Source organism: Rudaea sp. (genome assembly GCF_036560865.1).
In the GTDB taxonomy this organism is placed as follows: domain Bacteria; phylum Pseudomonadota; class Gammaproteobacteria; order Xanthomonadales; family Rhodanobacteraceae; genus Rudaea.
This window is the reverse complement of the sequence record NZ_DATBQK010000140.1, coordinates 12,861-39,493: the sequence shown is the minus strand read 5'-3', so window position 1 is coordinate 39,493 and position 26,633 is coordinate 12,861. Positions and strand designations below refer to the sequence as shown.

Sequence of the window (26,633 nt, the reverse complement as noted above, 5' to 3'; positions counted from 1 at the left end):
GGATAAATCATGCCAAATACCCGCCCTACAAACAGCCGAGCGCACGGGCTCGCGCTGACTGCGATCGTCATCGTTCTGTTGCTCGGGTTGCCTTTCACCGTCTGGCTGGATGTGCACAATCTCACCGAGAACGCGCTTCGCCGCCAGGCCGACGACCTGAATTCAGTGATCACGAGCGTGCGCAGTTATTACGCCAAGAATGTCGTCAGCCGCGTGCTCGCGTCGCCCGGGTCGACCAAGGTCACCAACGATTACCAGTCGGTGCCTGGAGCCATTCCGATACCGGCAACGCTTTCTCTCGAACTCGGCAAGGTCATCAGCGAGCAGCAAAAGAGTATCGATTACCGCTTCGTATCGGACTATCCGTTCAAGAATCGGGCGCCGCATGACCTGGACGCGTTCGAGCAGCACGCCCTGACGGCGTTGCGCGCGGAGCCACTCGCGTCGCTGCGCGAGGTGGAGAATTCGCTGTTCAGCGTTCGCGTGCGCGCGGTCGAACCGATCGTCATGGGCGCGGCGTGCGTGGCTTGCCACAACACGCATCCGGAAAGTCCCAAGCAGGACTGGAAGGTCGGCGATGTGCGCGGTATCCAGGAAGTGAGCATCACCCAGCCTTTCGCGGCCAACATCTTCTCGTTCAAGTATCTGCTGATGTATTTCGTCCTGATGGCGGCCACCGCGGCGACGTTCCTTCTGTTGCAGCGGCGTCAGGCCGCACAGATCACCGCGATGAATGGCGAACTTGAGACCGCCAACGATTTCCTCGCCTCGCTGTCGATCAAGATCTCGCGCTATCTCTCACCGCAAATCTACAAGAGCATTTTCAGCGGGCAGCGCGACGTCGTCGTGCATACCGAGCGCAAGAAACTCACGATCTTCTTTTCCGACATCAAGGATTTCACCGCCACCACCGAGCGGTTGCAGCCCGAGCAGATCACGCTGCTGCTCAACGAATATTTCACCGAGATGTCGGCCATCGCGCTGAAGTACGGCGGCACGATCGACAAGTTCGTCGGCGACGCAATGCTGATTTTCTTCGGCGATCTGGAAAGCAAGGGCGAGGCGGAAGACGCGAAAGCCTGCGTGCGCATGGCGATCGAGATGCAGCATCGCGTTGCCGAGCTGAATACCAAATGGCGCAACGAAGGCGTGGAATATCCGTTCCGCGTGCGCATGGGCATCAACACCGGCTTCTGCAATGTCGGCAATTTCGGCAGCGCCGACCGCATGGACTACACGATCATCGGCGCGGAAGCGAATCTGGCGGCGCGGCTGCAACAAATTGCGGAACCTGGACAACTCATGATTCGCTATGAGACGTATGCGCTCGTGCGCGGCATCCTGTCGGCACGTCCGTTGCCGCCGATCACAATGAAGGGCATCAGTCGCGAAATCATTCCGTATGTGGTCGAAGGGCTGCTCGATGCGGCAGGCAAGGCGAGCGCGATTTTCAGCGAGCACACGGCCGGGCTCGATTTTTATCTCGACTCGACGATGGTCGACGCGCGTGAGACCGAGCACATTCGCAGCGTGCTGCAGCGGGCGCTCGAAACACTATCCAGGAGATCGTAAACAGCCGTTCGCAGGGTGAATCCATTCACATGTTGCGTGTATGCGCGGCAAACGCGTCGAAGCGTTCGATCACGGCTTCGGTCTCGATCAGCTCCATCGCGCCCGGATATTCGAGCTTGGTTCCCCAGGGCAGCGCCGCGGCCGGCTTGCCGCGGAACTTGCGCGCGGCGGCATCGTAGCGGTCCACGCACCAGCGCCGCTCGGAGTAGGGGCCCGAGCGCGCGGGGTTGCTCGCCGCGTGCAGACCGAGTACCGGCGTGCCGACCGCGTTGGCCATATGCATCGGACCGGAATCCGGGCTCAGGACCAAGTCTGCGCGGCGCGCCAAGGCGAGGAACTGCTTGAGCGTGTCCTTGCCGATCAGATCCAGCGGTGGACTTTTACACTTTGCCGCAATCGCCGTACCAAAATCACGCTCGAAAGCGCTCGGACCGCCGCAGAGCACAACACGCCAGCCCTGAGTCGCAGCGTGATCCATCATCACTGCGTAGCGCTGTGCCTGCCAGTTGCGCAGCACGTGACTGGAGCAGGGACTGACCAGCAAAGTGCGCGCCTCGCCGGCAAGATGCCGGGCGGCGAAGTCTTCGGCCTCGGGCGGAATCGGTATATCCCAGCGCACTTCGGTCTGGTGCAGACCCAGCGGTTCGAGAAAACTCGCCATCGCATCGAGTACATGTTCGCCGCTGCGTGCGGCGATGCGTCGATTCACGAACAGGCCGTGTAGATCCTTCGCGCGCGCCGCGTCGTAGCCGATGCGCAGCGGCGCATGCACCAGCGCGCTGGCCGCGTTCGCGCGCAGCGCGACCTGCATATGCAGCAAGGCGTCGAAGCGGCGGCCGGTCAGCTGCGCGCGCAGATCGCGAAACCCGCGCCAGCCTGCGCCCTTGTCGAAGACCAGAAATTCCACACCAGGCAGATCGCCGACGAGGCGCGACTCGAGTTTGCCGACGATCCATGTGAGCCTGGTATCCGGCCAGCGCGCCTGCAGGGTGCGGATCATCGGCACCACGTGGGTCACGTCGCCGAGCGCCGAGGTGCGCAGCAGGCACAGCGATTGCGGCGGATGGTCGATGGAAAACTCGGTTTCCGGCATTGGGCTTCGAACTCAGGCTTGTTAGACTGCAACCCTTACAGGGCGGGAGAGGCGGCACTCTGCAACCTCATGGCCAAAGTGGATGCCATCGAGATACGTCAACAGACCACCGGCGACGGCGCGATTCTGTTCGATAACGCGTGCGTGCGACAAGCTGGCGCGTTCGAGGCGGACTGGTTCGAGCCCGGGTATTGGAGCGGGCGCGGCCTTGCGACGACCGAGTCCGCTGGCCGCGGCAGTGTCACCTATGCGCAGACAGCGCATGGCAACTGGGTTCTGCGCCACTACCGCCGCGGCGGCATGGTGGCGCGCGTGATGGGTGACCGCTATCTGTGGAGCGGTGCGCAGCAGACGCGCAGTTTCGCCGAATTCCGGCTGCTTGCCGAGCTTGCGCGGCGCGGCTTGCACGTGCCGCGTCCGGTGGCGGCACGCTACCGCCGCATCGGCGTGCATTACCGTGCCGATCTGATCACGCTGCAGATCGCCGATGCACAGACCCTGGCGCAACGTCTGGTGCGCGAGCCGCTCGATGCGCGCGTCGCGCAGGATGTCGGCACGGCCATTGCGCGCCTGCATGCCGTGGGCGCCGATCACGCCGATCTCAACGCGCATAACGTATTGCTGGATCCGAGCACGGTCTGGGTAGTCGATTTCGATCGCGGCGAGTTGCGTGCGCCGCAGCGCGCCTGGCAGCTTGCCAATCTCGCGCGTCTCAAGCGTTCCCTGCTCAAGCTTGGCGCTGCGCCAGATGGCGAAGCGGCGTTCGAGCGCAGGATCTGGCAGCCCTTGATGGTGGCCTATGAACACGGCCTCGACCACGCTGCTACGAAGACCGCGGGTGCGCACTGATGCAACTGAGCCTGCGTTTTCTCGGTGTCGGCTCGGCGGCAGCGGTCGATCTCGGATCGTCCGGCGCGGTGCTCGAACGCGACGGCGAGCCACTGTTGCTGATCGATTGCGGTCCGGAAACCCTGACCCGTTACCTCGATGTATACAATGCGGCGCCGCGCGCGATCTACATCACGCACACGCATATGGATCATGTCGGCGGACTGGAGCGCCTGTTCTATCGCGCCTATTTCGATCCGGCACTGAAAGGGCATGTGCGCATCTACGCGCATGCGGCTCTGGTGCCGCATCTGCAGGCGCGTGTGGCCGATTATCCGAACGTGCTCGCCGAGGGTGGCGCGAATTTCTGGGATGCATTCCAGCTTGTCGCGCTGTCGCGCGGGTTCTGGCACGCAGGTCTGTGGTTCGACGTATTCGCCACGCGTCATCATTTGCCGATGACGTCGTTTGGGTTCGCCTTGCGCGGCACATTCGCGTGGACCGGCGATACGCGGCCGATTCCGGAAATGCTCGCGCAGTACGCGCGCAGCGGCGAACTGGTGGCTCATGATTGCGGGCTGCAAGGCAATCCTTCGCACACCGGTCTGGATGATCTGGAACGCGAATATCCGCCGGAACTGCGCTCGCGTCTGCTGATCTACCATTACAATAGCGTCGCGGACGCTGCGGCAATCACCGCGCGCGGTTATCGCGTGGCGCGGCGCGATGAGCGCATTGCATTGCCGGCGCCGCATCCCGATATCGTATTGGCGCAAGCAAAGACCTGAGCAGCGATGGGCGGTAATATTCCAGTACAGGTTATCCCGATGCCGCGCGACACATTGTCGCGGCCGCTGCGCGATCTGCGCATCTCGGTCATCGATCGCTGCAATTTCCGTTGTCCGTACTGCATGCCGGAAGACCAGTACGCACAGGACTATGTATTCCTGAGCAAGGACCAGCGCTTGCGCTTTGAGGAGATCGATCGCCTCACGCGCGCGTTCGTCAGCCTCGGCGTGCGCAAGCTGCGTCTGACCGGCGGTGAGCCGCTGCTGCGCCGCGATCTGCCGCAACTGGTGCAGCAGCTGGCGCGGATTCCGCAGGTCGACGATATCGCGATGACCACCAACGGCGTGTTGCTGCCGAAATTCGCCCAAGCCCTGCGCGATGCGGGTCTGCAGCGCCTGACTGTGTCGCTGGATACGCTCGATGCAGAGACCTTTCGCACGCTGTCGGGCGGGCGCGGCGAGGTGAGCGAAGTGCTCGACGGCATCGCCGCTGCCGAGCGCGCCGGTTTTGGTCAGATCAAGCTCAACTGCGTGGTCATGCGCGGCATCAACGACATGCAGGTGTTCGACCTCGTCGAACGTTTTCGCGGCACGCCGCATATCGTGCGCTTCATCGAGTATATGGACGTCGGCACGGTCAACCACTGGGACAACCAGACCGTCGTGCGCAGCGCGGAACTGATCGAGCGCATTGGCACGCGCTGGCCGCTGGCCGGGCTCGAAGCCAACTATCGCGGTGAGGTCGCCGAGCGCTATCGCTTCGTCGATGGCGCAGGCGAGATCGGTTTCATCAGTTCCGTCTCGCAACCGTTCTGCGGCGATTGCGCGCGCGCGCGTCTGTCGGCGGACGGAAAATTGTATACCTGCCTGTTCGCGCGCAGCGGACACGATCTGCGCGGGCCGCTGCGCGACGAAGCCAGCGACGAGGAACTCGCGGCCTTGATTTCATCGCGTTGGCAGCAGCGTGCGGATCGCTACAGTGAACAACGCGCGCAATTGCGCGCGCAGGGCGAGACCCAACATGTGGAAATGTTCGCGGTAGGCGGTTGATGAAAAAGCCTGCCGGTCAAGCAAAGGATTTTGGTTCGTCATTCCGGCGCAAGCCGGAATCCAGCGTGGTTCTTGGACGTAAAGCAAAGTCACTGGATTCCGGCTTGCGCCGGAATGACAAGCAAGAAGCACTGACCCACATCGATGCGCAAAACCGCCCGCGTATGGTCGATGTCGGCAGCAAGGTCGTGACGGCGCGCTGCGCGATAGCACAGGTCATCGTCCGTTTCCCCGCGAAGGTTGCCCGGTCCCTGCGCGCCGGCGGTATGCGCGCGAAGAAAGGTCCGGTGCTCGATACCGCGATCATCGCCGGTACGCTGGCGGTCAAACGCACCCACGAGCTGATTCCGTTCTGCCACCCACTGGCGATCGAGCGCTGTGATTTCGCGATCGAATTCGTTTCCGATAGCGAACTGGCGATACGCTGCGAAGTCGCCGTTTCGCACAAGACCGGCGTCGAGATGGAAGCACTAACCGGCGCCAGCGTCGCGGCGCTCACGGTCTACGATATGTGCAAGGCGCTGTCGCACGAGATCGTGATCGCCGATTTGCGTCTCGTCGAAAAATCCGGCGGCAAGCGTCTGGTGCGCAAGGGCAAAGTGATTGCATGAATTTCAGGGTGCTGTACTTCGCCTCGCTGCGTGATCAGGCCGGTTGCGACGCTGAACGAGTGGACTCCGCAGCAGCCGAAGCGAGTGTGTTGTACGCGGAATTGCGCGCAAGGCACGGCTTCTCATTGGCTCAGGATCGCCTGCGCGTCGCGATCAACGGCGATTTTGCACTTTGGGATCACCCGCTCAGCGACGGTGACGAGATCGTTTTTCTGCCGCCGGTTTCCGGTGGCTGATGGCATGGCAAAACTGCGATGAGCCATTTCTCGCTCGCCGAACGACCGATCGATGTCGCTGGCCTCGCGCGCGAACTGGCGAGTGGCGCAGCTGGCGCGAGCGTGAGTTTCGAAGGCTGGGTACGCGACCACAATGATGGCCGCGCCGTCAGCCGGCTCGATTACCAGGCCTACGCGCCGCTCGCGCAAGCGGAGGGCGAGCGCATCCTGGCCGAGGTGCGCGCGCGTTTTGCGATTGTCGACGCGCGCTGCGCGCATCGCGTCGGCGCGCTGGCCATCGGCGATCTTGCGGTCTGGGTCGGTGTCAGTGCCGCGCACCGCGGCGCGGCATTCGACGCCTGCCGCTTCATCATCGACGAAGTGAAGCGGCGCGTGCCGATCTGGAAGAACGAGCACTATGCCGAGGGCGAGTCGGGTTGGTTGCACCCGGACAACACGCCGGTCGAGTGAGTCCCTCACATTGGCTGTTCCGTTTGTCCGGATTTGCTTGTTTGGGGTTGCGGTGTCCTGTATTCTGCGCGACCCCTCAAGGGTGCGGAGAGGTGTCCGAGCGCTTGAAGGAGCACGCCTGGAAAGTGTGTAAGCGGCTTATACCCGCTTCGCGGGTTCGACAAATTCGTCCGGAACGAATTGGACAGCCGAAGGCTGGCCCTGAGCGAAAGCGAGGGGCGACTCGCAAGGACGCGACGAGCAATCCCGCATGGACGTCGGGCAGCAAGATGGTTTTTGTGTGTGGAGAGGTGTCCGAGCGGTTGAAGGAGCACGCCTGGAAAGTGTGTAAGCGGCTTATACCCGCTTCGCGGGTTCGAATCCCGCTCTCTCCGCCAGTTTCAATGGCGGTCCCGTTGGTTCTCTCGCGACGATAGTTTGCAAACCCCGCCAGGGCCGGAAGGCAGCAACGGTAGTGAATGATTCGGGTGCCGGGATGTAGCTGGCGGGACTGCCACCTATCAAGTCGTGCGGTTTGGCGCCGTCATTCCAGCGCAAGCTGGAATCCAGTTCTTCCCACCAGGTGATGAAGGCTGGATCAAGAACTGGATCCCGGCTTGCGCCAGGATGACGAACTGAAAAATTCAGATGTCAACCGCTGGCCCCTGACTGCGCAACTTGAGACAATCCCATCTTGTCCTCATGACTTCTGCTCCCATCTCCTGACGCATGTCCTATCAAGTCCTCGCACGCAAATGGCGGCCGAAGCGGTTTTCCGAACTGGTCGGACAGGAACACGTCGTTCGCGCGCTGTCCAATGCGCTCGATACGCAACGCATGCACCATGCGTTTCTGTTCACCGGCACGCGTGGTGTCGGCAAGACGACCATCGCGCGCATCTTCGCCAAGTCGCTGAATTGCGAACGCGGCGAGTCGTCGAATCCGTGTGGTGAATGCAGCGCCTGCGTCGACATCGATGCAGGACGCTTCATGGACATGATCGAGATCGACGCAGCCAGCAATACCGGCGTCGACGATGTGCGCGAGGTGATCGAGAACGCGCAGTACTCGCCGTCGCGCGGTCGTTTCAAGGTGTATCTGATCGACGAAGTGCACATGCTCAGCAAGTCGGCGTTCAACGCATTGTTGAAGACGCTGGAAGAGCCGCCGCCGCATGTGAAGTTTCTGCTGGCGACCACCGATCCGCAGAAGCTGCCGGTGACGGTGTTGTCGCGCTGCCTCAAGTTCAACCTGAAGCGACTGCTGCCCGAACAGATCAACGGCCAGATGCGGCGCATTCTCGATGCGGAGAAGATTGCATTCGAAGCCGAGGCACTGACCGAACTCGCACGCGGCGCAGACGGTTCGCTGCGCGATGGCTTGTCCCTGCTCGATCAGGCGATCGCCTACGGCGCAGGCGCGGTGCGCGCGACGGAAGTGCGCGCGATGCTCGGCACGATCGAGCGCGGTCAAGTGCATGCGCTGTTGCATGCCGTGCATTCCGGCGACGGCGCAAAGCTCATGGCCGAGGTCGATCGGCTGGCGGAATTTTCCCCGGATTTTGCCGGCGTGCTCGACGAACTCGCCGGAGCTTTGCATCGCGTGCAGCTGAAACAATTGGTCGGTGATTACGTCTCGGCCGAAGAATCCGGCGACTCCGGCATCGATGCACTTGCAGCGGCACTCTCGCCCGAAGAAACCCAACTTTATTATCAACTCGCCATCATCGGACGCCGCGATCTGCCGTTGGCGCCGACGACACGCGCCGGGTTTGAAATGACGCTGATGCGCATGCTCGCGTTTCGTCCGGCCGCAGCGAATGAACGGCCCGCGATGCCGGCACGTGTTGCCCAGACACCAAGCCCAGTGCGCGCTGCGGCTCCCGCGACGACGCAAGCTACGATCGTGCAATCGCCGCCGGTTGCGGCCGAGTCGACGGGTTCCAAATCATCCTCGCGTGCCGGCGTAACTGAGTCGCGCCCCGCAAACGAAACGCCTATTGCAACGAACGGAACGTCGAATGCGTCGATTCCAGCTGCGCCGCCTGCGGTGCTCGTGGATACCGGCGACTGGAGCGGCTTGATCGAAGCGGCGGGTTTGAAGGGCCCGGTGGGCCAACTCGCCCTGCACAGCACGCTGATTGCGATCGAGCAGCACGTGGTGCGCCTTGCATTGAAGCCGCAGCACGAGCATTTCAATGCGCCGACCCTGGTCGCGACGATGGAAGAGAAGCTCGGCATGGTGCTCGGGCGCGCGCTGAAAGTGCGCTTCGAAAAATCCGCCACCGCGCAGTCGCCGGAAGCGCCTGCGGAAATCGCCGGGCGTGAGCGCTCGGCGCGGCAGCAGGCGACCGAGCAGGCGATGAGCGACGATCCCATCGTGCAGGCGCTGATCCGCGATTTCGATGCGCGGCTGATTCCCGAATCGGTACGACCGAACAAGTAGCGATGCTTGAAAAGCGGATTGGCCGCAAAGAGCGCAAAGGACGCAAAATCAGAAAATACTCCGCGCTCTTTGCGGCTAGTTGTTTTGACACAACATTTCACGAGGAACCGATCATGCGCGGACCGATGGCGCAACTGATGCAGCAGGCGCAGCGCATGCAGGAGAACCTGAAGCGCGCGCAGGAAGAAATCGCCAGGATCGAAGTGACCGGCCAATCCGGCGGCGGCGTGGTCAGCGTGGTCATGAACGGCCGCCATGAAGTGCGCCGCGTCGCGATCGACCGCAAGCTGCTGACCGACGATGTGGAAATGACCGAAGACCTGATCGCCGCTGCGTTCAACGATGCAGTGAACAAGGTCGCCGCCGCGAGTCAGGCGCAGATGAGCGAAGTCGCTGGTGGGATGAATCTGCCACCCGATTTTAAGTTGCCGTTCTAGCAGATGGTGTAAGCGGTCAGTGGTAAGCGGAAAGATCAACTCGCGCAATCTATCGCTGACCTCCAAGCCGCCAACCGCTCACCGCTGACTTCTTCCAATCCCATGTCCTCATCGCCCCTGTTGAACGACCTGATCGACGCGCTGCGCTGCCTGCCCGGCGTAGGCGCAAAGACCGCCCAGCGCATGGCGTTTCATGTGCTCGAACGCGATCGTGCCGGTGCAAAAAAGCTCGCGGACAGACTGGCGACGGCGGTCGAGCGCATCGGCAACTGCTCGCGCTGCCGCACCTTCAGCGAAGATCCCATCTGCGCGCTATGCGCCAATCCGCAGCGTGATGCGCAGCTACTGTGCGTGGTCGAAACGCCGGTCGATCAACTCGCGGTGGAACAGGCGACCGGCTATCGCGGACGCTATTTCGTGCTGCTCGGCCGACTGTCGCCGCTCGATGGCATGGGACCAAAGGAACTTGGCCTGGATCTGCTCGCGGCGCGGCTGGCGGAAAACGAAGTGCACGAATTGATCGTGGCGACCAATCCGACCGTCGAAGGCGAAGCGACTGCGCATTTGCTCACGCAGATCGCGCGTCAGGCGAACGTGCGCGCCACGCGCCTTGCGCACGGCGTGCCGCTCGGCGGCGAACTCGAATTCATCGATCGCGGCACGCTCGCGCATGCATTCGCCGGCAGGCAGCTATTGAGCGACTGATTTCTCGTTGAAGCGCAGGAGAGGGATATGGGCGACACGTTGTTCGGCAAGATCATCCGCCGCGAAATTCCCGCCGATATCGTCTACGAGGACGACGACGTGCTGGCGTTCCGCGACATCAATCCGCAGGCGCCGGTGCATGTGTTGTTCATTCCGAAAAAAGCGTTCGCAACCCTGAACGATCTCGGCGCCGCGGACGCGGCTGTTATCGGCAAGTTATTCCTCGCCGCAATGGGCTGGGCGAAAGCACAGGGCTTCGCCGACAACGGCTATCGCCTGGTGATGAATTGCAACAAGGATGGCGGACAGACCGTGTACCACATCCATCTGCACTTGCTTGCAGGCAGGCAGATGCATTGGCCGCCCGGATAACTCCACGATCGCTGCGACGGAACTATGCCGATGCGGGTCCGCTTTCAGCGCGCGGTTGGCACCGCAGGTGGGGCCAGAATCGGACCACCGTCGCCTGGGCGCGATGCGTCGAAGGAGCGTGGCCCTCTAGTCCAGGCGTAAGCCGTTTCGACATTGAGTGTGGGTAGGGAAATAAAGCACTTGTCCCCGAGCTTCACACGCGCGCTACCCGAATAGTCGGCATTGGCTTCTGTTTCGGCCACGCTCGGTCGGTGACGAGAATTGCAGTCAGCGGACTCCACTTCATACGTGTACGCGGATGCAATCGCTCCGGTGAGGGATACTTCTCTGCCGTTGTAGTAGGTATTGCGGTCGGCTGTTGGCGTTCCGCATGCAAGAAATCTGGGTATGCCGGCGCTATGCCGCAAAATGATGGAAGCTGAGTCGATCGGTTGCATCGTTACAGGCTGTAACGGAAAGGCGGCAATTTCCAGACATGCTCCGGCGTCGGTCCCACGCGAGCCGACGATGATTCCTCCCCAGCGCACATGCGAGTCCGCGAATCTGTTGGTGGCAGCTTGCATGGGCGTTATGTCTGCGAAGTCGCCACGCAATTGAGGTGGCGTGGTCGCGCATGCGCAAAGCACCGAGGTGGACGCGAAAGCGAAAATCCTGATCGAGTTGCGCATGGCGAATCCTCCAGCGACCGGTTTGTGAGTTCCCACGGCGTTGCAAGCGAGCCGTGGCATGCGCAATCGATTACACGATCACCAGCGGCGCCAGCCGTAGTAACCGCCCCAACCCCAGCCCGGGCCCCAGAATGGGTCGTACGCCCGCGGGCCCCAGAACGGATCGTAGTAGCCAGCTGGGTAAGCGGCGCGCTTGGGCCACATGTAGATCTCATCGGCGTCCACTTTTGCAAATGTATAATCGTACTGGCCGACCTTGTGCTTCTCGCTGCCGCTGATCGCGCCGACTACGGTGATATCGCGACCTTTGTCGTACACGGCCGGGTCGAAGAAACCCTGCTTGCAGGCGATAAAGCGACCGTCGCTGTGGTCGCGTCGGTTCGGGCGCGCGTCGGCGTAGAGTTCGCGCGAGAGGATTTCGAAGCAGGTCGCATTCGGGCGCGGCTCGACCCTGATGATCTCACCGCCCCAGCGCACGCGCTGGCCGCTGGCAGCCTGACCTGCCGCCTGCTGTGGCGTCACCGGCGTGAAGTTGTCGCCCGCGAGCGGCGCGGGAACCGTGGCGCAGCCAGCGAGCAGGGCCGTGGCGGCAATGGCCAGTGTCGAAGCGATGGCTGTCGTGATGTGGCGCATGGCGAATCTCCGAATCTATGTATGTAGACGAATCTGCGACTCGTTGCGTTGCATTCTAATCCCGCGCAAAGGCAGGCAAGCTGTAAAAATTTGCAAAGGATCAGGATCGATTCAGGCGCGTGGCTGCTCCAGGTTCAGATTCGCGGCGCAGGCATCCGGCGCACCGCGCGCGCAAAGGCGGCAATGGCCTCGCCCGATGGAAACGCACTGGCGTAGCGCAGGCTGACATAGTCGCTCAACAAGGCCTGTGCCGAGCCGTGACGCGCAGCGCGCGCGGCGTAGTCGCGCGGGCCTTCGGCAGGCGCGCGCACCGCACCGGCGCGCGCGAGTTTGCGGCACAGCATGTCGTAGGCCGCATCCAGTGGGTCGAGTCGGCGGCGCGGCTGGCGCATCACCCACAGAGCGATCAGGCACAGCAGCACGCTGCTCGATCCGATCAGCGCCCAGATCAGGGTCGCGTAGTCGGCCTTGTCGACGCCGAACGGGGTGAGCAGGCTTTGCTGACGCAGCGCATTGAACTGCACGACGATGCTGTTCCAGCCGCGATTGATCAGATCGAACTGGTTGCGCACGCCCACGATCCAGTCGCTCTGATACCAGCGCGCGCCCGCGCCGGCGGCCGCAGCCCGCGCGCCGAGTTCGATGCGCTGCGGACTCACCGAAGCGGTCGGATCGATGCGCGTCCAGCCCTTGCCGTCGAGCCAGATTTCGGCCCAGGCATGCGCATCGGACTGGCGCACGATGAGATAGTCGCCGACTGCATTGAAATAGCCGCCGAGGTAGCCGGTGACGACACGCGCTGGAATCCCGGCCGCGCGCATCAGGAACACGAACGCCGCGGCATAGTGTTCGCAGAAGCCGCGCCGGGTCGAAATCAGGAAGTCGTCGATCGAATCGCGGCCTAGTGGTGGTGGCGACAAGGTATAAAAAAATGCGTTGTGAAAAAGATCCAGCGCGGCGCGCACGATCGCGTCGTCGTTGCCGAGGTCGCGTCGCCAGCCTTGCGCAAGCTCGACGCTGCGTGGGTCGAAACCATCCGGCAGGGCGAGCGCGGCGTTGCGCTGTGCCGCATTCAATTTCGCGCCAAACCGGTAATGCAGGATTGAGCTGGCGCGATAACGCAGCAGTTCGTTGACCGGGCGCCGGCGCATCAGCGTCATGTCGTTGCCGCGCAACGCGTCAGCCGGCGCATCGAGCGGCAGGTCCAGCGCGAACAGCCAGGGTTTGTCGGTGGGTTCGAGCGTGACTTCGTAGCGTGTGGTCGTGGCGCCGCCCGGGTCCGGATTCGGACGGGCCACGCCGGCATCGCGCCGCTTCCACGTCGTGCCGTCGAAATCGGTCAGCACCGGGCCGCGCCAGTACAGTTGCGCGCGCGGCGGCGGAGCCGCGTCGAAGCCAACGCGGAACGCCGGACTGTCGTCGATCAACAATTGCTGGATCGAGCCCGGCGCCATCGAATCGCCAACGCCGGTGCGTCCGATATCGTCGCCGGGCGTGCGCCACAGCGGTGCGTCGAGGCGCGGGAAAAACACGAACGCGCACAGGGCGAGCGGCATGGCGGCAAGCAGTGCGAAGGCGCCGGCGCGCAATTCCTGCAGCAGCGCGGGGCGCCACGCGGCGATCGGTGCATCTGCGGGGCGCGGATCAAGTGCGCGCAGTGTCGCCAGCAGCAAGGCGAGCGCGCCGAGCAGGAGCAGGGTCAGGGAGAGGTCGGTGTTGAACAGCAGGGCGCTCATCAACACGAAACTCGCGAAGCAGACCGCCGCGCGCGCGTCGCGCCGTGTCTCGGTCTCCAGCAGCTTGAGCACGATCATCGCGCACGCCAGCGCAGCGCCGGGCTCGCGTCCGAAGATATTGCCGTAGTGCACGATCACGAGCAGCGGGAACAGGACCACCAGCGGCAGGCGGATCCATGTCGGAATGCGCCGGGTGTCGCGCTGGCGCTGCAACCAGCGGCCGGCGAGCAACGCCAGCATCAGTGCAGTGAGCCAGAGTGGCAGCCACGACATATGCGGCAACACGGCGGCGAGCACGCTGGCGCAGACCAGGCTGAACTGGCGTGCGTTCAGCGTGGGGGCCCGCGATCCGCTCACGTTGCCACCTCGGGCATCAGGGCAAGCTCACGCAGACAAACATGTCGGTGTTCCGCACCCAGAGCCGGTCCGATGCGCGTGTGCGGCAGCACGATCAGGTACGGTGTCTGCGCCGCTTCGGCGCGTCCGACCCACGCCGCGATACGCGCGATGCGCGCTTCATAATCCAACCCGTCGAGTGCGTACCAGTCGAGTACGGTCTCGTGCCCACGCTGCTGCTCGAATTCCTTGACCAGCAGCGTGTTGTGGCGCGCGCTGGCCTTCCAGGCGATGTGCCGGCGCGGATCGCTCGGACGATAGTCGCGCAGCGTTGCCAGGTCGTCGCCCGCGCTGTGCTGAATTCTTGTCTGCGCCTCGCCACCGGCTTGCGGGAGCGGTGGCGCATGGGCCTCGGCGCGCGGATAGACCAAGGCCTGGAAATCCGGATTGAGCCAGCTCCACACCTGGAACAGGCCGAACGGATACTCGCTGAACACGCGGATGCGTCCGACCGGCTGCCAGCCACGTCGCAACGTTGGCAGTTCGGCCTTGATCGCTTTGGTTTCATTCGCGCCGGTATCGAATACGATTTCCGCGTCGCCGGCCAATGCCTTCTCGCGGCGCAGGCGCAAACCGCGGCGCGCGGATGCACCCGAGTGGAAAATGATAGAAAGTTGCAAAGTATCCCCGGCGCTGCACGGCTGCGCCTTGAGCGCATGCAGTTCGAGCCCGTTGATCGCGGCGAATGCCTGGAACACGCTCTGATACGCCGCCGCGCCGAGCAGGCAGGTCAGCAGCACGGCGGGGTTGTTGTTGTAGTTCAGCGCGCCAATCATCATCACCAGCAGCATCAGCGAAAAGACCAGGCCGAAGCGCGTGGGCAATACGTAGATACGGTGACGGTTGAGGATGGCCGGCAGCGTTTCCGGCCGCTTCAGGCGCGTGAGCGCGGGCAGCCGGCGCTCCGCAAGGACCAGCAGATCGGACCAGCGCCTGGCGAAGGCGGCGCGCAACGGGCTCGCCTAGCGGCCTGTAACAGAGGAATCGAAAGCAGCTCGCTGGGTCTCGCGGCGCTGCGCTTGATCCTCAATCGGCCCATAGCTTCGGCTATGGGCCTCATTCCGGACCGGCGCCCAGCACCCCGATCTCGGCGCGATCCCTCTTCCCCTTCCTCTGTTACAGGCCACTAGCGCACCGCAACCTGCGCCAGCAGTTGCGCGGCCAGTTCGGCACGCGAGGCATGGCTCGACGCCGAAGGAATCAGCCGATGCGCGGTGGTCGCAACGAATACCGCCTGCACGTCCTCGGGTATGCAGTAGCCACGCCCCGCGAGCAGGGCATGGGCGCGCGCCGCATACAGCAGCGCCAATCCCGCGCGCGGCGACAGGCCGACGCGGATCTCGGCGCGCACGCGGCTCTCGGCGAGCAGGGCCTGCGCATAATCGATCAGCGCGGGACTGGCGAGCACGTTGGCGACGGCGCTGCGCAGCTGCGCAATCTGCGGCGCTGTCAGGCAGGGTTTGAGATGCGCGATCAGTTCGCGCCGGTCGCCCGCGCTGAGCAGGGCACGCTCGGCATCGCGATCGGGATAGTCGAGGCTGATGCGCAGCATGAAGCGGTCGAGCTGCGAGTCGGGCAAGGGAAACGTGCCGGCCAGATCGAGCGGGTTCTGCGTGGCGACGACGAAGAACGGCGCCGGCAACGCATGGGTCACGCCGTCGGCCGTCACCTGCTGCTCGGCCATCGCTTCGAGCAGCGCGCTTTGCGTCTTCGGCGTCGCGCGGTTGATCTCGTCGGCGAGCACGAGCTGGGCGAACAGCGGACCGGCATGGAATTTGAACTCGGTGCGCTCGCGTTCGTAGATGCTCACGCCGATGATGTCCGATGGCAGCAGATCGGAGGTGAACTGGATGCGCTGAAACGAAAGATCGAAGGTCGCGGCGAGCGCATGTGCGAGCGTGGTCTTGCCGACGCCGGGCAGATCCTCGATCAGCAGATGACCACCGGCAAGGAAACAGGCAAAGGCCATGCGCACCTGCGCGGTCTTGCCGAGCAAAACGCGGTTGACCTGTTGCAGCGCTTCGCCAAGCGCATGGGCGAGTGCATCGTCGAGCAGCGGTGTCTGTGCGGCGGAAGAAACCAGGGAAACGGACATGAGGCGGCGACTCCTTTACATACGGAGTATAGGCATTTCCGGTCGTTGCAAGTCTGCGTGAGCGCACGCTCGCCGCGTGGTCGGCGCGCCGACTTCAAACGGTCTCGATGCCGGCCTCGCGCAGCAGCGCGCACAGTGCGATCAGCGGCAGCCCGATCAGTGCGGTCGGGTCCTGCGAGTGGATGCGCTCGAACAGGCTGATCCCCAGACCTTCGGATTTGAAGCTGCCGGCGCAGTCGTACGGTTTCTCCCGCGCCAGATAGCGTTCGATTTCGCCTTCGTCGAGCCTGCGGAACGCTACCCGCGTCGTATCCACGGCGGACGTTTCGCGCGCAGGGCTGCGGCGCGTGTCGATCAGGCAGATCGCGGTATGGAAGACCACCTCGCGTCCCGCGCTTGCGCGCAACTGCAGGCGCGCGTTTTTCGGATTTCCCGGCTTGCCGAGGATCAAACCCTCGCAGTCGGCCACCTGGTCCGAGCCGACGACCAAGGCGTCCGGATTGGCTGCTGCGACCGCTCGCGCCTTGGCGGCGGCCAAGCGCGCGGCGAGGGCCGCCGGCAATTCGCCGAGATGCGGCGTTTCGTCCACCAACGGCGCCTGCTGGCGGAATTTCGGCGTAAGGCGCATGAGCAAATCGCGTCGATACGCCGACGTCGAGGCGAGGACCAGATCGATGTCGGCCAAGGAAATCATTGCGCTATTCTCGCCGCAAAACAGGTCTTTGTGGCGCCCCGCGCAAGGCAGGCGAGTCCAAGCAAAAGATTGACTTTGTGCACCGCCGCACCTACCATCGCGCGCGCCGTGTCCTCCGCCTTGCCAGAAATTGTCGATCCGTGGCGCATGGTGAGTGCGCGGCGTATATTTCAGGGCCGATTGCCGTTGTCGGCGCTGCCGCGGCTGGCGACCAGTCTGGCCACCACCGAGGGCGAGGTCGACTACGAACTCGACTTCGGCAAAGACGAATTCGGCGTATCCGGAGTGCATGTCAGAGCGACGACGGCGTTGCCGTTGACCTGTCAGCGCAGCCTGGAGACGTTCAACTTTCCGGTCAGCATCGACACGCGTCTGGGCTTCATCGTCGATGAAGCCGACGAGGCGGCGCTGCCCGGGGGCTACGAACCCTTGCTGCTGGACGCGGCGGGATTGCGCCCGGCGGACGTGATCGAAGACGAATTGATCCTGGCGGTGCCGATCGTGCCGGTCAAGCCGGGAACCAGGGAAATGCAGCGCGAATGGAAGGATGAGGGCGCGGCCGAAGACGAGCCGAAACCGAATCCGTTCGCCGCGCTGAAGAAAGCGAAATTCAACAAGTAAAGTATTGGAGAAACATCATGGCTGTTGCCAAAAGCCGCAAATCCCCGTCCCGTCGCGGCATGCGCCGCGCGCACAACGCGCTCAGCGCCAAGCAAATCGGCACCGATCCGACCTCGGGCGAAGTCCATCTGCGCCACAACGTCACCAAGGACGGCTACTACCGCGGCCGCAAGGTGATCGAAAGCAAGACTCCGGTTCACGACGAAGATTGAAACCGGGTTTCCGGTTCGATTCGACCACCGATATCCGCGTCGCCGGCTCCTGCGCGTGTCAGCAATGACTTTGCATATGCCCGCGCGCGGGCGCAGCGCTTGAGCGACGCAAGGGGGATAAGGGTCTGACTTACGCACGCATCGCGGGCACCGGCAGCTTTCTGCCGGAGCGCATCGTCACCAATGCCGAAATGGAAAAGCTCGTCGAAACCTCCGACGAGTGGATCGCGTCGCGCACCGGTATCCGCCAGCGTCATATCGCCGCTGAAGGGCAGACCACGGGCGATCTCGCCTACGCTGCGGCGATCGCCGCGATGGAAGCGGCCGGCGTCAGCGCGCGCGACATCGAACTGATCATCGTCGGCACGACCACGCCCGACGTGATTTTCCCCTCCACTGCCTGCCTGGTCCAGCATCGGCTTGGCGCCAACGGCTGTGCCGCGTTCGACGTCAACGCCGCGTGCTCGGGCTTTATCTATGCACTGACCGTGGCCAACCAGTTCATCCGCGCAGGCACAGTGAAGACTGCGCTGGTGATCGGCGCGGAAACCTTGTCGCGCATGCTCGACTGGTCCGATCGCGGGACCTGTGTACTGTTCGGCGACGGCGCCGGCGCGGTGGTGCTCAAAGCGGCCGACGAACCCGGCATTCTTTCCAGCCATATCCACGCCGACGGCGGCTACAAGGAATTGCTGTGGAATCCGGTCGGCGTCTCCAAGGGTTTCACGGACGAGAAGAATCATGGCGTGCGCGTGCTCATGCAGGGGCGCGAAGTATTCAAGGTCGCGGTCAAGACGCTCGATCGCGTGGTCGAAGAAACCCTTGAAGCGAACGGTCTCGACCGCCACGCGATCGACTGGCTGATTCCGCATCAGGCCAACCTGCGCATCATCCAGGCCACCGCTAAACGCCTGGACATGCCGATGGAGCGCGTCATCGTCACTGTCGACAAGCATGCCAACACCTCGGCCGGTTCGGTGCCGCTCGCGCTCGATTTCGCGGTGCGTTCGGGCAAGGTGCAGCGCGGGCAGTTGCTGCTGCTCGAAGCCTTCGGCGGCGGATTTACCTGGGGCTCGGCGTTGTTGCGCTACTGAAGCGGGGCTCGGGATCCGGGGCTCGGGGCTCGCGAAGAGCTTGTTGTAAATTTTATACCTCTATAGATTTTTCCGAACGAATATGAGCGAACCAATCAAGTCTGCAACGGCCAGTGCTTCAGGCGAGTCCCGAGTCCCGAGCCCCGAGCCCCGCTCAGATATGGCGTTTGTTTTTCCCGGCCAGGGTTCGCAATCGCTGAACATGCTGGCGGATCTCGCCAGCGAATTTTCCGTGGTCGAAGCGACCTTTGCCGAGGCTTCGGCGAGCGTCGGTGTCGACTTGTGGGCGCTCGCGCAGGATGGACCCGAAGAAGCTCTCAACCGCACCGAGAACACGCAGCCAGCGCTGCTTGCCGCGGGTGTCGCGGTATGGCGCGTGTGGCAGGAACTCGACGGCCCACAGCCCGACGTGCTCGCCGGCCATAGTCTTGGCGAATACACCGCGCTGGTCTGCGCGCAGGCGCTGTCGCTAGGCGAAGGTGCGGCGCTGGTCGCCGAACGCGGACGCCTGATGCAGGCCGCGGTGCCGGCCGGGGTCGGCGCAATGGCGGCGATACTTGGCGGCGACGATGCGCAGATTGCGCAGGTCTGCGCGGAAGTCGCGCAAGGGCAGGTCGTCGCGCCGGCGAATTACAACGCGCCGGGTCAATTGGTCATTGCCGGCGACACCGCCGCGGTCGATCGCGCGCTCGCGCGACTGGCCGAACTCGGCGTGAAGAAGGCGGTGAAACTCGCGGTCAGCGTACCTTCGCATTGCGCGCTGATGCGCGGTGCTGCGGACAAGCTCGCCGAGCGCTTCAACACGATCCACTGGTCGCAGCCGGCAATCCGCATCGTGCAGAACGCCGAAGCGAAGTCGTACGATTCCGTCGACGATATCCGCGTAGCTCTGGCGCGCCAGCTTTATCAGCCGGTGCGCTGGACCGACAGCATGCATGTGCTCGCGGCCGGCGGTGTCAAGCGGGTTGCCGAATGCGGCCCCGGCAAGGTACTGACCGGCTTGCTCAAGCGCATCGAACGCGCACTCGACGGCCGCGCGATCGGCGCGCCGGCGGATCTCGAGCAGGCGATTGCCGACTGGAAGCAATAGAGCGTAAAGCTACTTTAGACTCGTCTTTTTCTTGAGATTTCAGAACTCCTATGCCCACACAATTGCAAGGCGAAGTCGCTGTCGTCACCGGCGCGAGCCGCGGCATCGGCGCGGCCATTGCCGATCTGCTCGCCGCGCGGGGCGCAAAAGTCATCGGCACGGCGACCACTGAAGCCGGCGCAGCCGCGATCGGCGAGCGCTTGGCCGCACTCGGCGGAGCAGGGCGCACGCTCAACGTCACCGACACCGCGGCGGTTGAAAAACTTATTGAGGCGGTGGCCAGCGAGTTCGGCCCGATCTCGATTCTGGTCAACAACGCCGGCATCACACGCGATCAATTGCTGATGCGCATGAAGGAAGAGGACTGGCAGGCGATCCTCGACACGAATCTCAGCTCGGTCTATCGCACTTCCAAGGCCGTATTGCGCGGAATGATGAAGGCGCGCAAAGGGCGCATCATCAGCATCGCCTCGGTGGTCGGCGTCACCGGCAATCCGGGGCAGGCCAACTATGCGGCGGCGAAGGCCGGCATCATCGCGTTCTCGAAATCGCTCGCGCGCGAAATCGGTTCGCGCGGCATCACCGTCAACGTGGTCGCGCCGGGTTTCATCGACACGGACATGACCAAGTCGCTTACCGAGGAACAGCGCAACGCCTTGCTTGCGCAGATCGCGCTCGGCCGTCTCGGCGCGCCCGGCGATATCGCCGAGGCGGTGGCCTTCCTCGCTTCCCCGGCCGCGGCCTACATCACCGGCGAAACCCTGCACGTCAATGGTGGCATGTATATGGCTTGACCCGTTGCGCTTCGATACGCGGGCGTATCCAAGCGGTTGCCGGCGATAGCGGCCATGCTGGTGCTGTTTCCCCGCATCCACTACAATTCGCCGCTCTCGATTCCTGAGCTTGATCAATCCAAACCCCTTGCGTGAGGTAAGCGTAGCCATGAGCACCATCGAAGAACGCGTCAAGAAGATCGTCGTCGAACAGTTGGGCGTCAAGGAAGATGAAGTGACGCCGAACGCGTCGTTTGTTGACGATCTGGGTGCCGATTCGCTGGACACGGTGGAACTGGTCATGGCGCTCGAGGAAGAGTTCGAGTGCGAGATCCCCGATGAGGAAGCCGAAAAGATCACCACCGTGCAGCAGGCTGTCGACTACATCAAGGCGCACGTCAAAGCCTGATCCGCTACTGCGCTGCGCGTCGAACTGCGCCCGCGAGGCGCAGTTTGCATTTTTATGATGGCGAAACAGATGTTTGAATTCGCCACCCTGCGCGGGTGTCGGCGGTACGCGTGGGCGGCGGGAAAGTCATGGCCTCAGTGAACAACGCAAGATCAGCGAAGCAGCATGAGTGAAGCAGCATGAGCAAACGGCGCGTCGTAGTTACTGGTCTCGGCATCATCAGCCCCGTCGGCAACGATGTGGCGACGGCGTGGAAAAATATCGTCGCGGGCAAGAGCGGAATCGGCCCGGTCACCCATTTCGACGCGAGCGCGTTCCCCACGCGCATCGCGGGCGAGATACGCGATTTCGATCCGGCAGCCTTCATCCCGGCGAAAGACGTGAAGAAGATGGACCCGTTCATCCACTACGGCGTCGCCGCGTCGATCCAGGCGCTCAACGATGCGGGTCTGTCCACGCATGAGCATGATGCCGAGCGCATCGGCGTCGCGGTCGGCGCCGGCATCGGCGGCATCTACACGATCGAGAAAACCGCGATCACCTATCACGAAAACGGTCCGCGCCGGATCTCGCCGTTCTTCGTGCCCAGTTCGATCATCAACATGGCCGCGGGCAATCTGTCGATTCTGCTCGGCCTCAAGGGGCCGAATATCGCCTGCGTGACGGCCTGCACGACGGCGACGCATAACCTTGGCCTCGCCATGCGCCTTATCCAGTACGGCGATGCCGATGCGATGGTCGCGGGCGGCACGGAATTCGCCACCTCGGGCACTGCGATGGGCGGGTTCTGCTCGGCGCGCGCGATGTCGGTGCGCAACGACGCGCCCGAGAAGGCGAGCCGGCCCTGGGACAGGAATCGCGACGGTTTTGTGTTGTCCGACGGCGCCGGCGTGCTCGTGCTCGAGGAATACGAACACGCCAAACGCCGCGGCGCGCGCATCTACGCCGAACTGTCCGGTTTCGGCATGAGCGGCGATGCCTACCATATGACTTCGCCGCCCGAAGACGGCGATGGCGCACGCCGTTCGATGGCGCTTGCGCTCAAGGACGCCGGCGTTGCTGCCGAGGCGATCGATTACGTCAACGCGCACGCCACCTCGACCGGGGTCGGCGACATCGCTGAAGTACACGGGATCAAGGCCTGCTTCGGCGACCACGCGCGGCGCATGCCGGTGAGTTCGACCAAGTCGATGACCGGCCATCTGCTCGGCGCTGCCGGCGGCGTCGAGGCGATCTTCTCGGTCCTCGCACTGCGCGACAACGTGCTGCCGCCGACGATCAACCTCGACGAACCCGGCGAGGGCTGCGATCTGGACTTCGTGCCGCATACCGCGCGCGATGCCAAGCTCGACGTCGTGCTGTCCAATTCGTTCGGCTTCGGTGGCACGAACGGCACGCTGGTGTTCCGCCGCATTTGATCGCTATCCAAACGCGCGCATGAGTTGCGTCCTGCGCGAAGCGCATGGCGTCGCCGACCTGTTGGCGTTGGCTGCAGCCTGGCCGCAGCGCTACCCCTGCCTGCTCGAGAGCGCCGCGCAGGCCAGTGCCGCACAAAATGCGGCGCTCGCGCGCTACGACGTGCTGTTCGCGTGTTCCGGCGAGGCGCTGACCTTGGGCAGCGATGGTCGCGTGCGCGATGCGAAAGGCAGGGATCGCGGCGAGCGATTCCTTGAGGCTCTTGACGCAGACTGGCGCGCACAATCCGTGGTGCCTGATATAAAAGTAGATTCGCAAAGCCTGCCGTTCCGTGGCGGTTGGGTGTTGTTTCTCGGCTACGAACTGGGCGCGGAGATCGAAGCGCACTTGCAACGCATGGCCGACAGCGGCTTGACCTTGCCAGTCGCGATGGCGTTGCGCTGCCCGGCAGCGATCGTCGTCGATCGGCACACAGGCAAGACCTGGCTGGTGGCGGAAACCGAATGCGCGAATTGGCTCGATACGATGCAGGCCGATCTCGCCGCCGTGTCCACGTTCGCGCCAGAGCCGATTGCGCACGCGCAAATCGACGAGGACGATCCGCAACTTTTTCTCGATGGCGTCGCGCGCATCCATGAGTACCTGCGCGCCGGCGACGTGTTCCAGGTGAATCTGTCGCGCGCGTGGCGTGCGCGGTTCGCCGAGCCACCGCCGCCCGCCGCGCTGTACGCGAGCCTGCGCGCGGCCAATCCTGCGCCGTTCGCCGGTCTGCTGCAGTGGAACGGCTGGGCAATTGCCAGCTCGTCGCCCGAACGTCTGGTCGAAGTGCATGGCGAGCGCGTGCAGACGCGGCCGATCGCCGGCACGCGCCCGCGTTTCGCGGACGACGACGACGCGCTGCGCATGCGCGAACTCGCCGGCCACCCGAAGGAACGCGCCGAACACATCATGCTGATCGACCTCCAGCGCAACGACCTCGGCCGCATCAGCGTGCCCGGTTCGGTCGTCGTCGACGAGCTGATGGGCGTTGAGAGCTACGCGCACGTGCATCACATCGTTTCCAATGTGCGCGGCCGCCTGCGCGCGGGCGTCACACCGGCGCAGGTGATCCGCGCGGTGTTTCCGGGTGGCACGATCACCGGCGCGCCGAAAGTGCGCACGATGCAGATCATTACGGAGCTCGAAGGCTGCGCGCGCGGCGCTTACACCGGTGCGCTGGGCTATCTAAATCGCGATGGCGACATGGACTTGAATATCCTGATCCGCACGATGCACATGCATGGCAGCGAGGTACGCTTTCGCGCCGGTGCCGGCATCGTCGCCGACTCGATTGCGTTGCGCGAACTCGAGGAAACGCGAGCCAAGGCGCGCGGCCTGCTGCGTGCGCTAGGCGCATCGGCGTGACTGGTTTCGGGCACAATATCCTCAACCAATCGGACCTTCGTTCCGTCGAGGATCGCAAGTGAGTCGGAAACGTTTCAGCATCTGGCGCGTGCTGCGCAACGTCGTTGTCCTGCTCCTGCTCGGCGCCCTGGCGCTTGCAGGATATTTGTATACCGAATATCGCGCCTTCGCCGATGTACCGATCCCGGGCGTTGCCGAAAAGACCCAGATCGATGTGCCGCTGGGTGCGCCGCTGACAGGCGTGGTCGCATTGATGCGGCAGCAGGGAATCAACCCGGGACCTTCGCTGTACTGGCGTATCCTCGCGCGCCAGCTCGGCGTCGCCGGGCACCTGCATGCGGGCGAGTACGCGCTCGAAGCAGGCCTCACTCCGCGCGCGTTGCTGCGCAAGATGGCAGCGGGCGAGGTGATCCAGCACAAGTTCACGATCGTCGAGGGCTGGACGTTTGTGCAGATGCGCCTGGCCCTGTACTCAGCGAGATTCACGGATAAAGCCCTCAAGGTGGAACTCGCTTCGGCCGAGCCTGAGGTGCAGATTCAAGATCAGGAAGTCATGAGTCGCCTTGGAGAGCCTGACGTTCCGCCCGAAGGTCTGTTCTTGCCCGAGACCTACAGTTACGTCAAAGGCATGAGTGATTTGGACATCATGCGCCGCGCCCGTGAGGCGATGAAGAAGACGCTCGATAAACTTTGGGCCGAACGTTCGCCCGATACGCCGCTGAAATCACCATACGAGGCATTGATCCTGGCTTCGATCGTCGAGAAGGAAACTGCGCGCGCCGACGAGCGACCAAAGATCGCACGTGTGTTTCTCTCTCGTCTCAAGTTGGGGATGAAATTGCAGACCGATCCGACCGTAATCTACGGCAAGTACTATGTGAATCATGGTGGCATCGTTAATCCCGACGAGATTGAAAAGATCAATATCACCCGCAGCGACCTCGACACCGACACGCCGTACAACACCTATACGCGCACCGGCCTGCCGCCGACGCCGATCGCGCTGCCGGGCCAGGCTGCGCTCGCAGCAGTGATTCATCCGGCAGAAACCAACGCGCTGTATTTCGTCGCACGCGGCGATGGCGCGCACGAATTCTCGGCGACGCTGGACGCGCATAATCGCGCCGTCGCGAAATACCAGTTGCATCGGAAATAGGGCAGACGTCGGTGAGCATCGCATGAAAGGAAAATTGATCACGCTCGAAGGCGGCGAGGGCGCCGGCAAGAGCACGGTGCTCGATGCGCTGCGCACGCAACTCGCGCAGCATGGCATCGACGCCGTGGTCACGCGCGAGCCGGGCGGCACGCCGGTCGGCGAGGCGATCCGCAGCCTGCTGCTCGATCCGGCGCGCGCCGGCCTGTGCGCCGAAACCGAGCTGCTGCTGATGTTCGCCTCGCGCGCGCAACTGGTGCGCGAACTGGTCGAGCCGGCGCTCGCGGCCGGACGCTGGGTGCTCAGCGATCGTTTCACCGACGCGAGCTTTGCCTATCAGGGCGGTGGCCGCGGCCAGCCGCTCGCGCGCATTGCCGAACTCGAACGCTGGGCAGCGGCGGGAGTGCGGCCGGATCTGACCCTGCTGCTCGACTTGCCGGTCGACGAAGGTCTCGCGCGCGTGCGCGGACGCGGCCCGGCCGATCGTATAGAAATGGAGAATGCACACTTTTTCGAGAACGTCCGCGACGCTTATCGCGCGCGTGCCGTGGCCGATCCGGCGCGCTTTCGCGTGATCGATTCGAGCCGACCGCTGGCATACGTACTCGCCCAAGTACACGATGTGGTCGCGGCGTTCCTCGACGCGAATGGCGCTGCGCGCGCGCAAGGAGCGCGGCCGTGACGCTCGCGCCATGGAATGAGGAAGCCTGGCGCAACCTGCACGAGCGCCGTCAGCGCAACGCGTTGCCGCATGCGCTGTTGCTCTGCGGCGCCGAAGGCCTGGGCAAGCGCGAATTCGCCGACGCGTTCGCAAACGCACTGCTGTGTTCGGTGCCGCGTGCGGACGGATATGCCTGCGGCGAGTGTCGCGCATGCCGGCTGTTCGCTGCCGGCACGCATCCGGATATCGTGCGCGTGAATTTCGAGCTGCGCGACGACGGCAAGCTGCGTACCGAAATCACGGTCGATCAGATACGCTTCCTGAACGAACGTCTGAGTCTGACCGCGCAATTCGGCGGTGGTCAGATCGCCTTGATCGATCCGGCCGATGCGATGAACAACAGCGCCGGCAATGCGCTGCTGAAGACGCTCGAAGAACCGACGCCGGGCACGGTCATCGTGTTGCTCGCCGATCACCCGAGCCGGCTTGCGGCGACGATCCGCAGCCGCTGCCAACGCATCGAGTTCCGCGTGCCAGCTGCTGCAGTCGCGGGGCAGTGGCTGCAAAAAAATGGAGTCGACGGCAAAGGCGCGCAGGACGCGCTGGTCGCAAGCGACGGCAATCCCGGCCTTGCGCTGGCGTGGTCGCGTTCGGGCGCGATTCAGCTGCGCGGCGAGGTGGCGAAGGATCTGCACGACCTCGGCGCGGGTCTTGTGCAGGCTTGGGACGTAGCCCAGCGCTGGAGTCGCGACCAGGCCGACCTGCGTCTGCGTTTCGCCGCGGCGCTGGCGCAGCGTCAGGGGCGTGCCTCGGTTCAGGGGGCGAATAGTCCGCTTGCCTTGACCGCCGCCACCGATTTGCCCAAGCTAGCGCAGTGGTTCGATCAGGTGAACCGTACGCGCGATCTGTTGCGCGGTCCGCTGCGCCCGGAGTTGGCGTTGCTGGAAGTGCTCAGCGCGTGGAGCGTGGGGCAGGGCGGCAATAGTTCCAAAATGGAGAGGATCTGAAGATC

29 protein-coding genes, 1 tRNA gene and 1 other RNA gene are annotated in these 26,633 nt (G+C 63.7%); 24 read left to right on the top strand and 7 right to left on the bottom strand.

Annotation, left to right across the window (positions count from 1 at the left end; genetic code table 11):
- Positions 1-9 precede the first annotated feature (9 nt).
- The gene (locus VIE67_RS13635) at positions 10-1,572 is read left to right on the top strand and encodes an adenylate/guanylate cyclase domain-containing protein (RefSeq protein WP_332026991.1); all 1,563 of its coding nucleotides are present in this window, start codon (positions 10-12) and stop codon (positions 1,570-1,572) included.
- A gap of 25 nt (positions 1,573-1,597) precedes the next feature.
- On the opposite strand, the gene VIE67_RS13630 is transcribed toward VIE67_RS13635, so the two are convergent.
- Positions 1,598-2,665, bottom strand: a complete 1,068-nt coding sequence (locus VIE67_RS13630) for a glycosyltransferase family 9 protein (RefSeq protein ID WP_332026990.1) — start codon at positions 2,663-2,665, stop codon at positions 1,598-1,600.
- Positions 2,666-2,734: 69 nt separating this feature from the next.
- Between VIE67_RS13630 and VIE67_RS13625 the strand changes: the two genes are divergently transcribed.
- From VIE67_RS13625 to VIE67_RS13570, 12 genes are all read left to right on the top strand, one after another.
- Positions 2,735-3,514: a 3-deoxy-D-manno-octulosonic acid kinase gene (locus tag VIE67_RS13625; protein ID WP_332026989.1), complete on the top strand. Its 780-nt coding sequence runs from the start codon at positions 2,735-2,737 to the stop codon at positions 3,512-3,514.
- On the top strand, positions 3,514-4,281 hold the full coding sequence (locus VIE67_RS13620) for an MBL fold metallo-hydrolase (protein ID WP_332026988.1): 768 nt from the start codon (positions 3,514-3,516) through the stop codon (positions 4,279-4,281). Before VIE67_RS13625 ends, VIE67_RS13620 begins: the two co-directional genes overlap by 1 nt.
- A 39-nt stretch (positions 4,282-4,320) precedes the next feature.
- Positions 4,321-5,331, top strand: a complete 1,011-nt coding sequence (moaA, locus tag VIE67_RS13615) for a GTP 3',8-cyclase MoaA (RefSeq protein WP_414707371.1) — start codon at positions 4,321-4,323, stop codon at positions 5,329-5,331.
- Positions 5,332-5,435: 104 nt separating this feature from the next.
- Positions 5,436-5,942: a cyclic pyranopterin monophosphate synthase MoaC gene (gene moaC, locus VIE67_RS13610; protein WP_332026986.1), complete on the top strand. Its 507-nt coding sequence runs from the start codon at positions 5,436-5,438 to the stop codon at positions 5,940-5,942.
- Positions 5,939-6,178, top strand: coding sequence for a MoaD/ThiS family protein (locus tag VIE67_RS13605; RefSeq protein WP_332026985.1), 240 nt, complete (start codon positions 5,939-5,941; stop codon positions 6,176-6,178). The genes moaC and VIE67_RS13605 overlap by 4 nt, the downstream gene beginning before the upstream one ends.
- 18 nt (positions 6,179-6,196) lie before the next feature.
- Positions 6,197-6,628, top strand: coding sequence for a molybdenum cofactor biosynthesis protein MoaE (locus VIE67_RS13600; protein WP_332026984.1), 432 nt, complete (start codon positions 6,197-6,199; stop codon positions 6,626-6,628).
- 284 nt (positions 6,629-6,912) lie between these two features.
- Positions 6,913-7,005: transfer RNA gene (locus VIE67_RS13595), tRNA-Ser, on the top strand.
- A gap of 16 nt (positions 7,006-7,021) precedes the next feature.
- Positions 7,022-7,118: signal recognition particle sRNA small type (ffs, locus tag VIE67_RS13590), an RNA gene on the top strand.
- A gap of 218 nt (positions 7,119-7,336) precedes the next feature.
- Positions 7,337-9,052, top strand: a complete 1,716-nt coding sequence (gene dnaX, locus VIE67_RS13585) for a DNA polymerase III subunit gamma/tau (RefSeq protein ID WP_332026983.1) — start codon at positions 7,337-7,339, stop codon at positions 9,050-9,052.
- Positions 9,053-9,165: 113 nt separating this feature from the next.
- A complete protein-coding gene (locus VIE67_RS13580) occupies positions 9,166-9,489 on the top strand; it encodes a YbaB/EbfC family nucleoid-associated protein (protein WP_332026982.1) in 324 nt (107 codons plus the stop codon).
- A 102-nt stretch (positions 9,490-9,591) separates the two neighbouring features.
- Complete coding sequence (recR, locus tag VIE67_RS13575) at positions 9,592-10,194, top strand: recombination mediator RecR (RefSeq protein WP_332026981.1); 603 nt, start codon at positions 9,592-9,594, stop codon at positions 10,192-10,194.
- 27 nt (positions 10,195-10,221) lie between these two features.
- Positions 10,222-10,566 (top strand): histidine triad nucleotide-binding protein, encoded by a 345-nt coding sequence (locus VIE67_RS13570; protein WP_332026980.1) that lies wholly within the window; start codon positions 10,222-10,224, stop codon positions 10,564-10,566.
- 44 nt (positions 10,567-10,610) lie between these two features.
- Here the strand turns inward: VIE67_RS13570 and VIE67_RS13565 are convergent, their stop codons facing one another.
- The 6 genes from VIE67_RS13565 to VIE67_RS13540 form a co-directional block, all read right to left on the bottom strand.
- Entirely contained in the window at positions 10,611-11,234 is a 624-nt protein-coding gene (locus tag VIE67_RS13565; RefSeq protein WP_332026979.1) for a Slp family lipoprotein, read from the bottom strand.
- A gap of 78 nt (positions 11,235-11,312) precedes the next feature.
- Positions 11,313-11,867 (bottom strand): Slp family lipoprotein, encoded by a 555-nt coding sequence (locus VIE67_RS13560; protein ID WP_332026978.1) that lies wholly within the window; start codon positions 11,865-11,867, stop codon positions 11,313-11,315.
- Positions 11,868-12,001: 134 nt separating this feature from the next.
- On the bottom strand, positions 12,002-13,960 hold the full coding sequence (locus VIE67_RS13555) for a transglutaminase TgpA family protein (RefSeq protein WP_332026977.1): 1,959 nt from the start codon (positions 13,958-13,960) through the stop codon (positions 12,002-12,004).
- Positions 13,957-14,952, bottom strand: coding sequence for a DUF58 domain-containing protein (locus VIE67_RS13550; protein WP_332026976.1), 996 nt, complete (start codon positions 14,950-14,952; stop codon positions 13,957-13,959). Before VIE67_RS13550 ends, VIE67_RS13555 begins: the two co-directional genes overlap by 4 nt.
- 173 nt (positions 14,953-15,125) lie before the next feature.
- Positions 15,126-16,094, bottom strand: a complete 969-nt coding sequence (locus tag VIE67_RS13545) for an AAA family ATPase (RefSeq protein ID WP_332026975.1) — start codon at positions 16,092-16,094, stop codon at positions 15,126-15,128.
- Between the two features lie 94 nt (positions 16,095-16,188).
- Entirely contained in the window at positions 16,189-16,788 is a 600-nt protein-coding gene (locus tag VIE67_RS13540) for a Maf family protein (RefSeq protein WP_332026974.1), read from the bottom strand.
- Positions 16,789-16,896: 108 nt separating this feature from the next.
- On the opposite strand from VIE67_RS13540, the gene VIE67_RS13535 reads away from it, so the two are divergent.
- From VIE67_RS13535 to holB, 11 genes are all read left to right on the top strand, one after another.
- Positions 16,897-17,409 carry a YceD family protein gene (locus VIE67_RS13535; RefSeq protein ID WP_332026973.1) on the top strand — a complete coding sequence of 171 codons (513 nt, stop codon included), beginning with the start codon at positions 16,897-16,899 and terminating at the stop codon, positions 17,407-17,409.
- Positions 17,410-17,426: 17 nt separating this feature from the next.
- The gene (gene rpmF / locus VIE67_RS13530) at positions 17,427-17,621 is read left to right on the top strand and encodes a 50S ribosomal protein L32 (RefSeq protein WP_332026972.1); all 195 of its coding nucleotides are present in this window, start codon (positions 17,427-17,429) and stop codon (positions 17,619-17,621) included.
- A gap of 125 nt (positions 17,622-17,746) precedes the next feature.
- Positions 17,747-18,715, top strand: coding sequence for a beta-ketoacyl-ACP synthase III (locus VIE67_RS13525; RefSeq protein WP_332027007.1), 969 nt, complete (start codon positions 17,747-17,749; stop codon positions 18,713-18,715).
- Between the two features lie 160 nt (positions 18,716-18,875).
- The gene (gene fabD, locus VIE67_RS13520) at positions 18,876-19,805 is read left to right on the top strand and encodes an ACP S-malonyltransferase (RefSeq protein ID WP_332026971.1); all 930 of its coding nucleotides are present in this window, start codon (positions 18,876-18,878) and stop codon (positions 19,803-19,805) included.
- Positions 19,806-19,855: 50 nt separating this feature from the next.
- Entirely contained in the window at positions 19,856-20,599 is a 744-nt protein-coding gene (gene fabG / locus VIE67_RS13515; protein WP_332026970.1) for a 3-oxoacyl-ACP reductase FabG, read from the top strand.
- A gap of 148 nt (positions 20,600-20,747) precedes the next feature.
- Positions 20,748-20,987, top strand: a complete 240-nt coding sequence (gene acpP / locus VIE67_RS13510) for an acyl carrier protein (protein WP_137912864.1) — start codon at positions 20,748-20,750, stop codon at positions 20,985-20,987.
- Between the two features lie 179 nt (positions 20,988-21,166).
- The gene (gene fabF / locus VIE67_RS13505; protein WP_332026969.1) at positions 21,167-22,405 is read left to right on the top strand and encodes a beta-ketoacyl-ACP synthase II; all 1,239 of its coding nucleotides are present in this window, start codon (positions 21,167-21,169) and stop codon (positions 22,403-22,405) included.
- 19 nt (positions 22,406-22,424) lie between these two features.
- Entirely contained in the window at positions 22,425-23,807 is a 1,383-nt protein-coding gene (locus VIE67_RS13500; protein ID WP_332026968.1) for an aminodeoxychorismate synthase component I, read from the top strand.
- A 58-nt stretch (positions 23,808-23,865) separates the two neighbouring features.
- On the top strand, positions 23,866-24,963 hold the full coding sequence (gene mltG / locus VIE67_RS13495; RefSeq protein WP_332026967.1) for an endolytic transglycosylase MltG: 1,098 nt from the start codon (positions 23,866-23,868) through the stop codon (positions 24,961-24,963).
- Between the two features lie 22 nt (positions 24,964-24,985).
- Complete coding sequence (tmk, locus tag VIE67_RS13490) at positions 24,986-25,642, top strand: dTMP kinase (RefSeq protein WP_332026966.1); 657 nt, start codon at positions 24,986-24,988, stop codon at positions 25,640-25,642.
- Positions 25,639-26,628, top strand: a complete 990-nt coding sequence (gene holB / locus VIE67_RS13485; RefSeq protein WP_332026965.1) for a DNA polymerase III subunit delta' — start codon at positions 25,639-25,641, stop codon at positions 26,626-26,628. Before tmk ends, holB begins: the two co-directional genes overlap by 4 nt.
- The last annotated feature ends 5 nt before the right edge of the window (positions 26,629-26,633 follow it).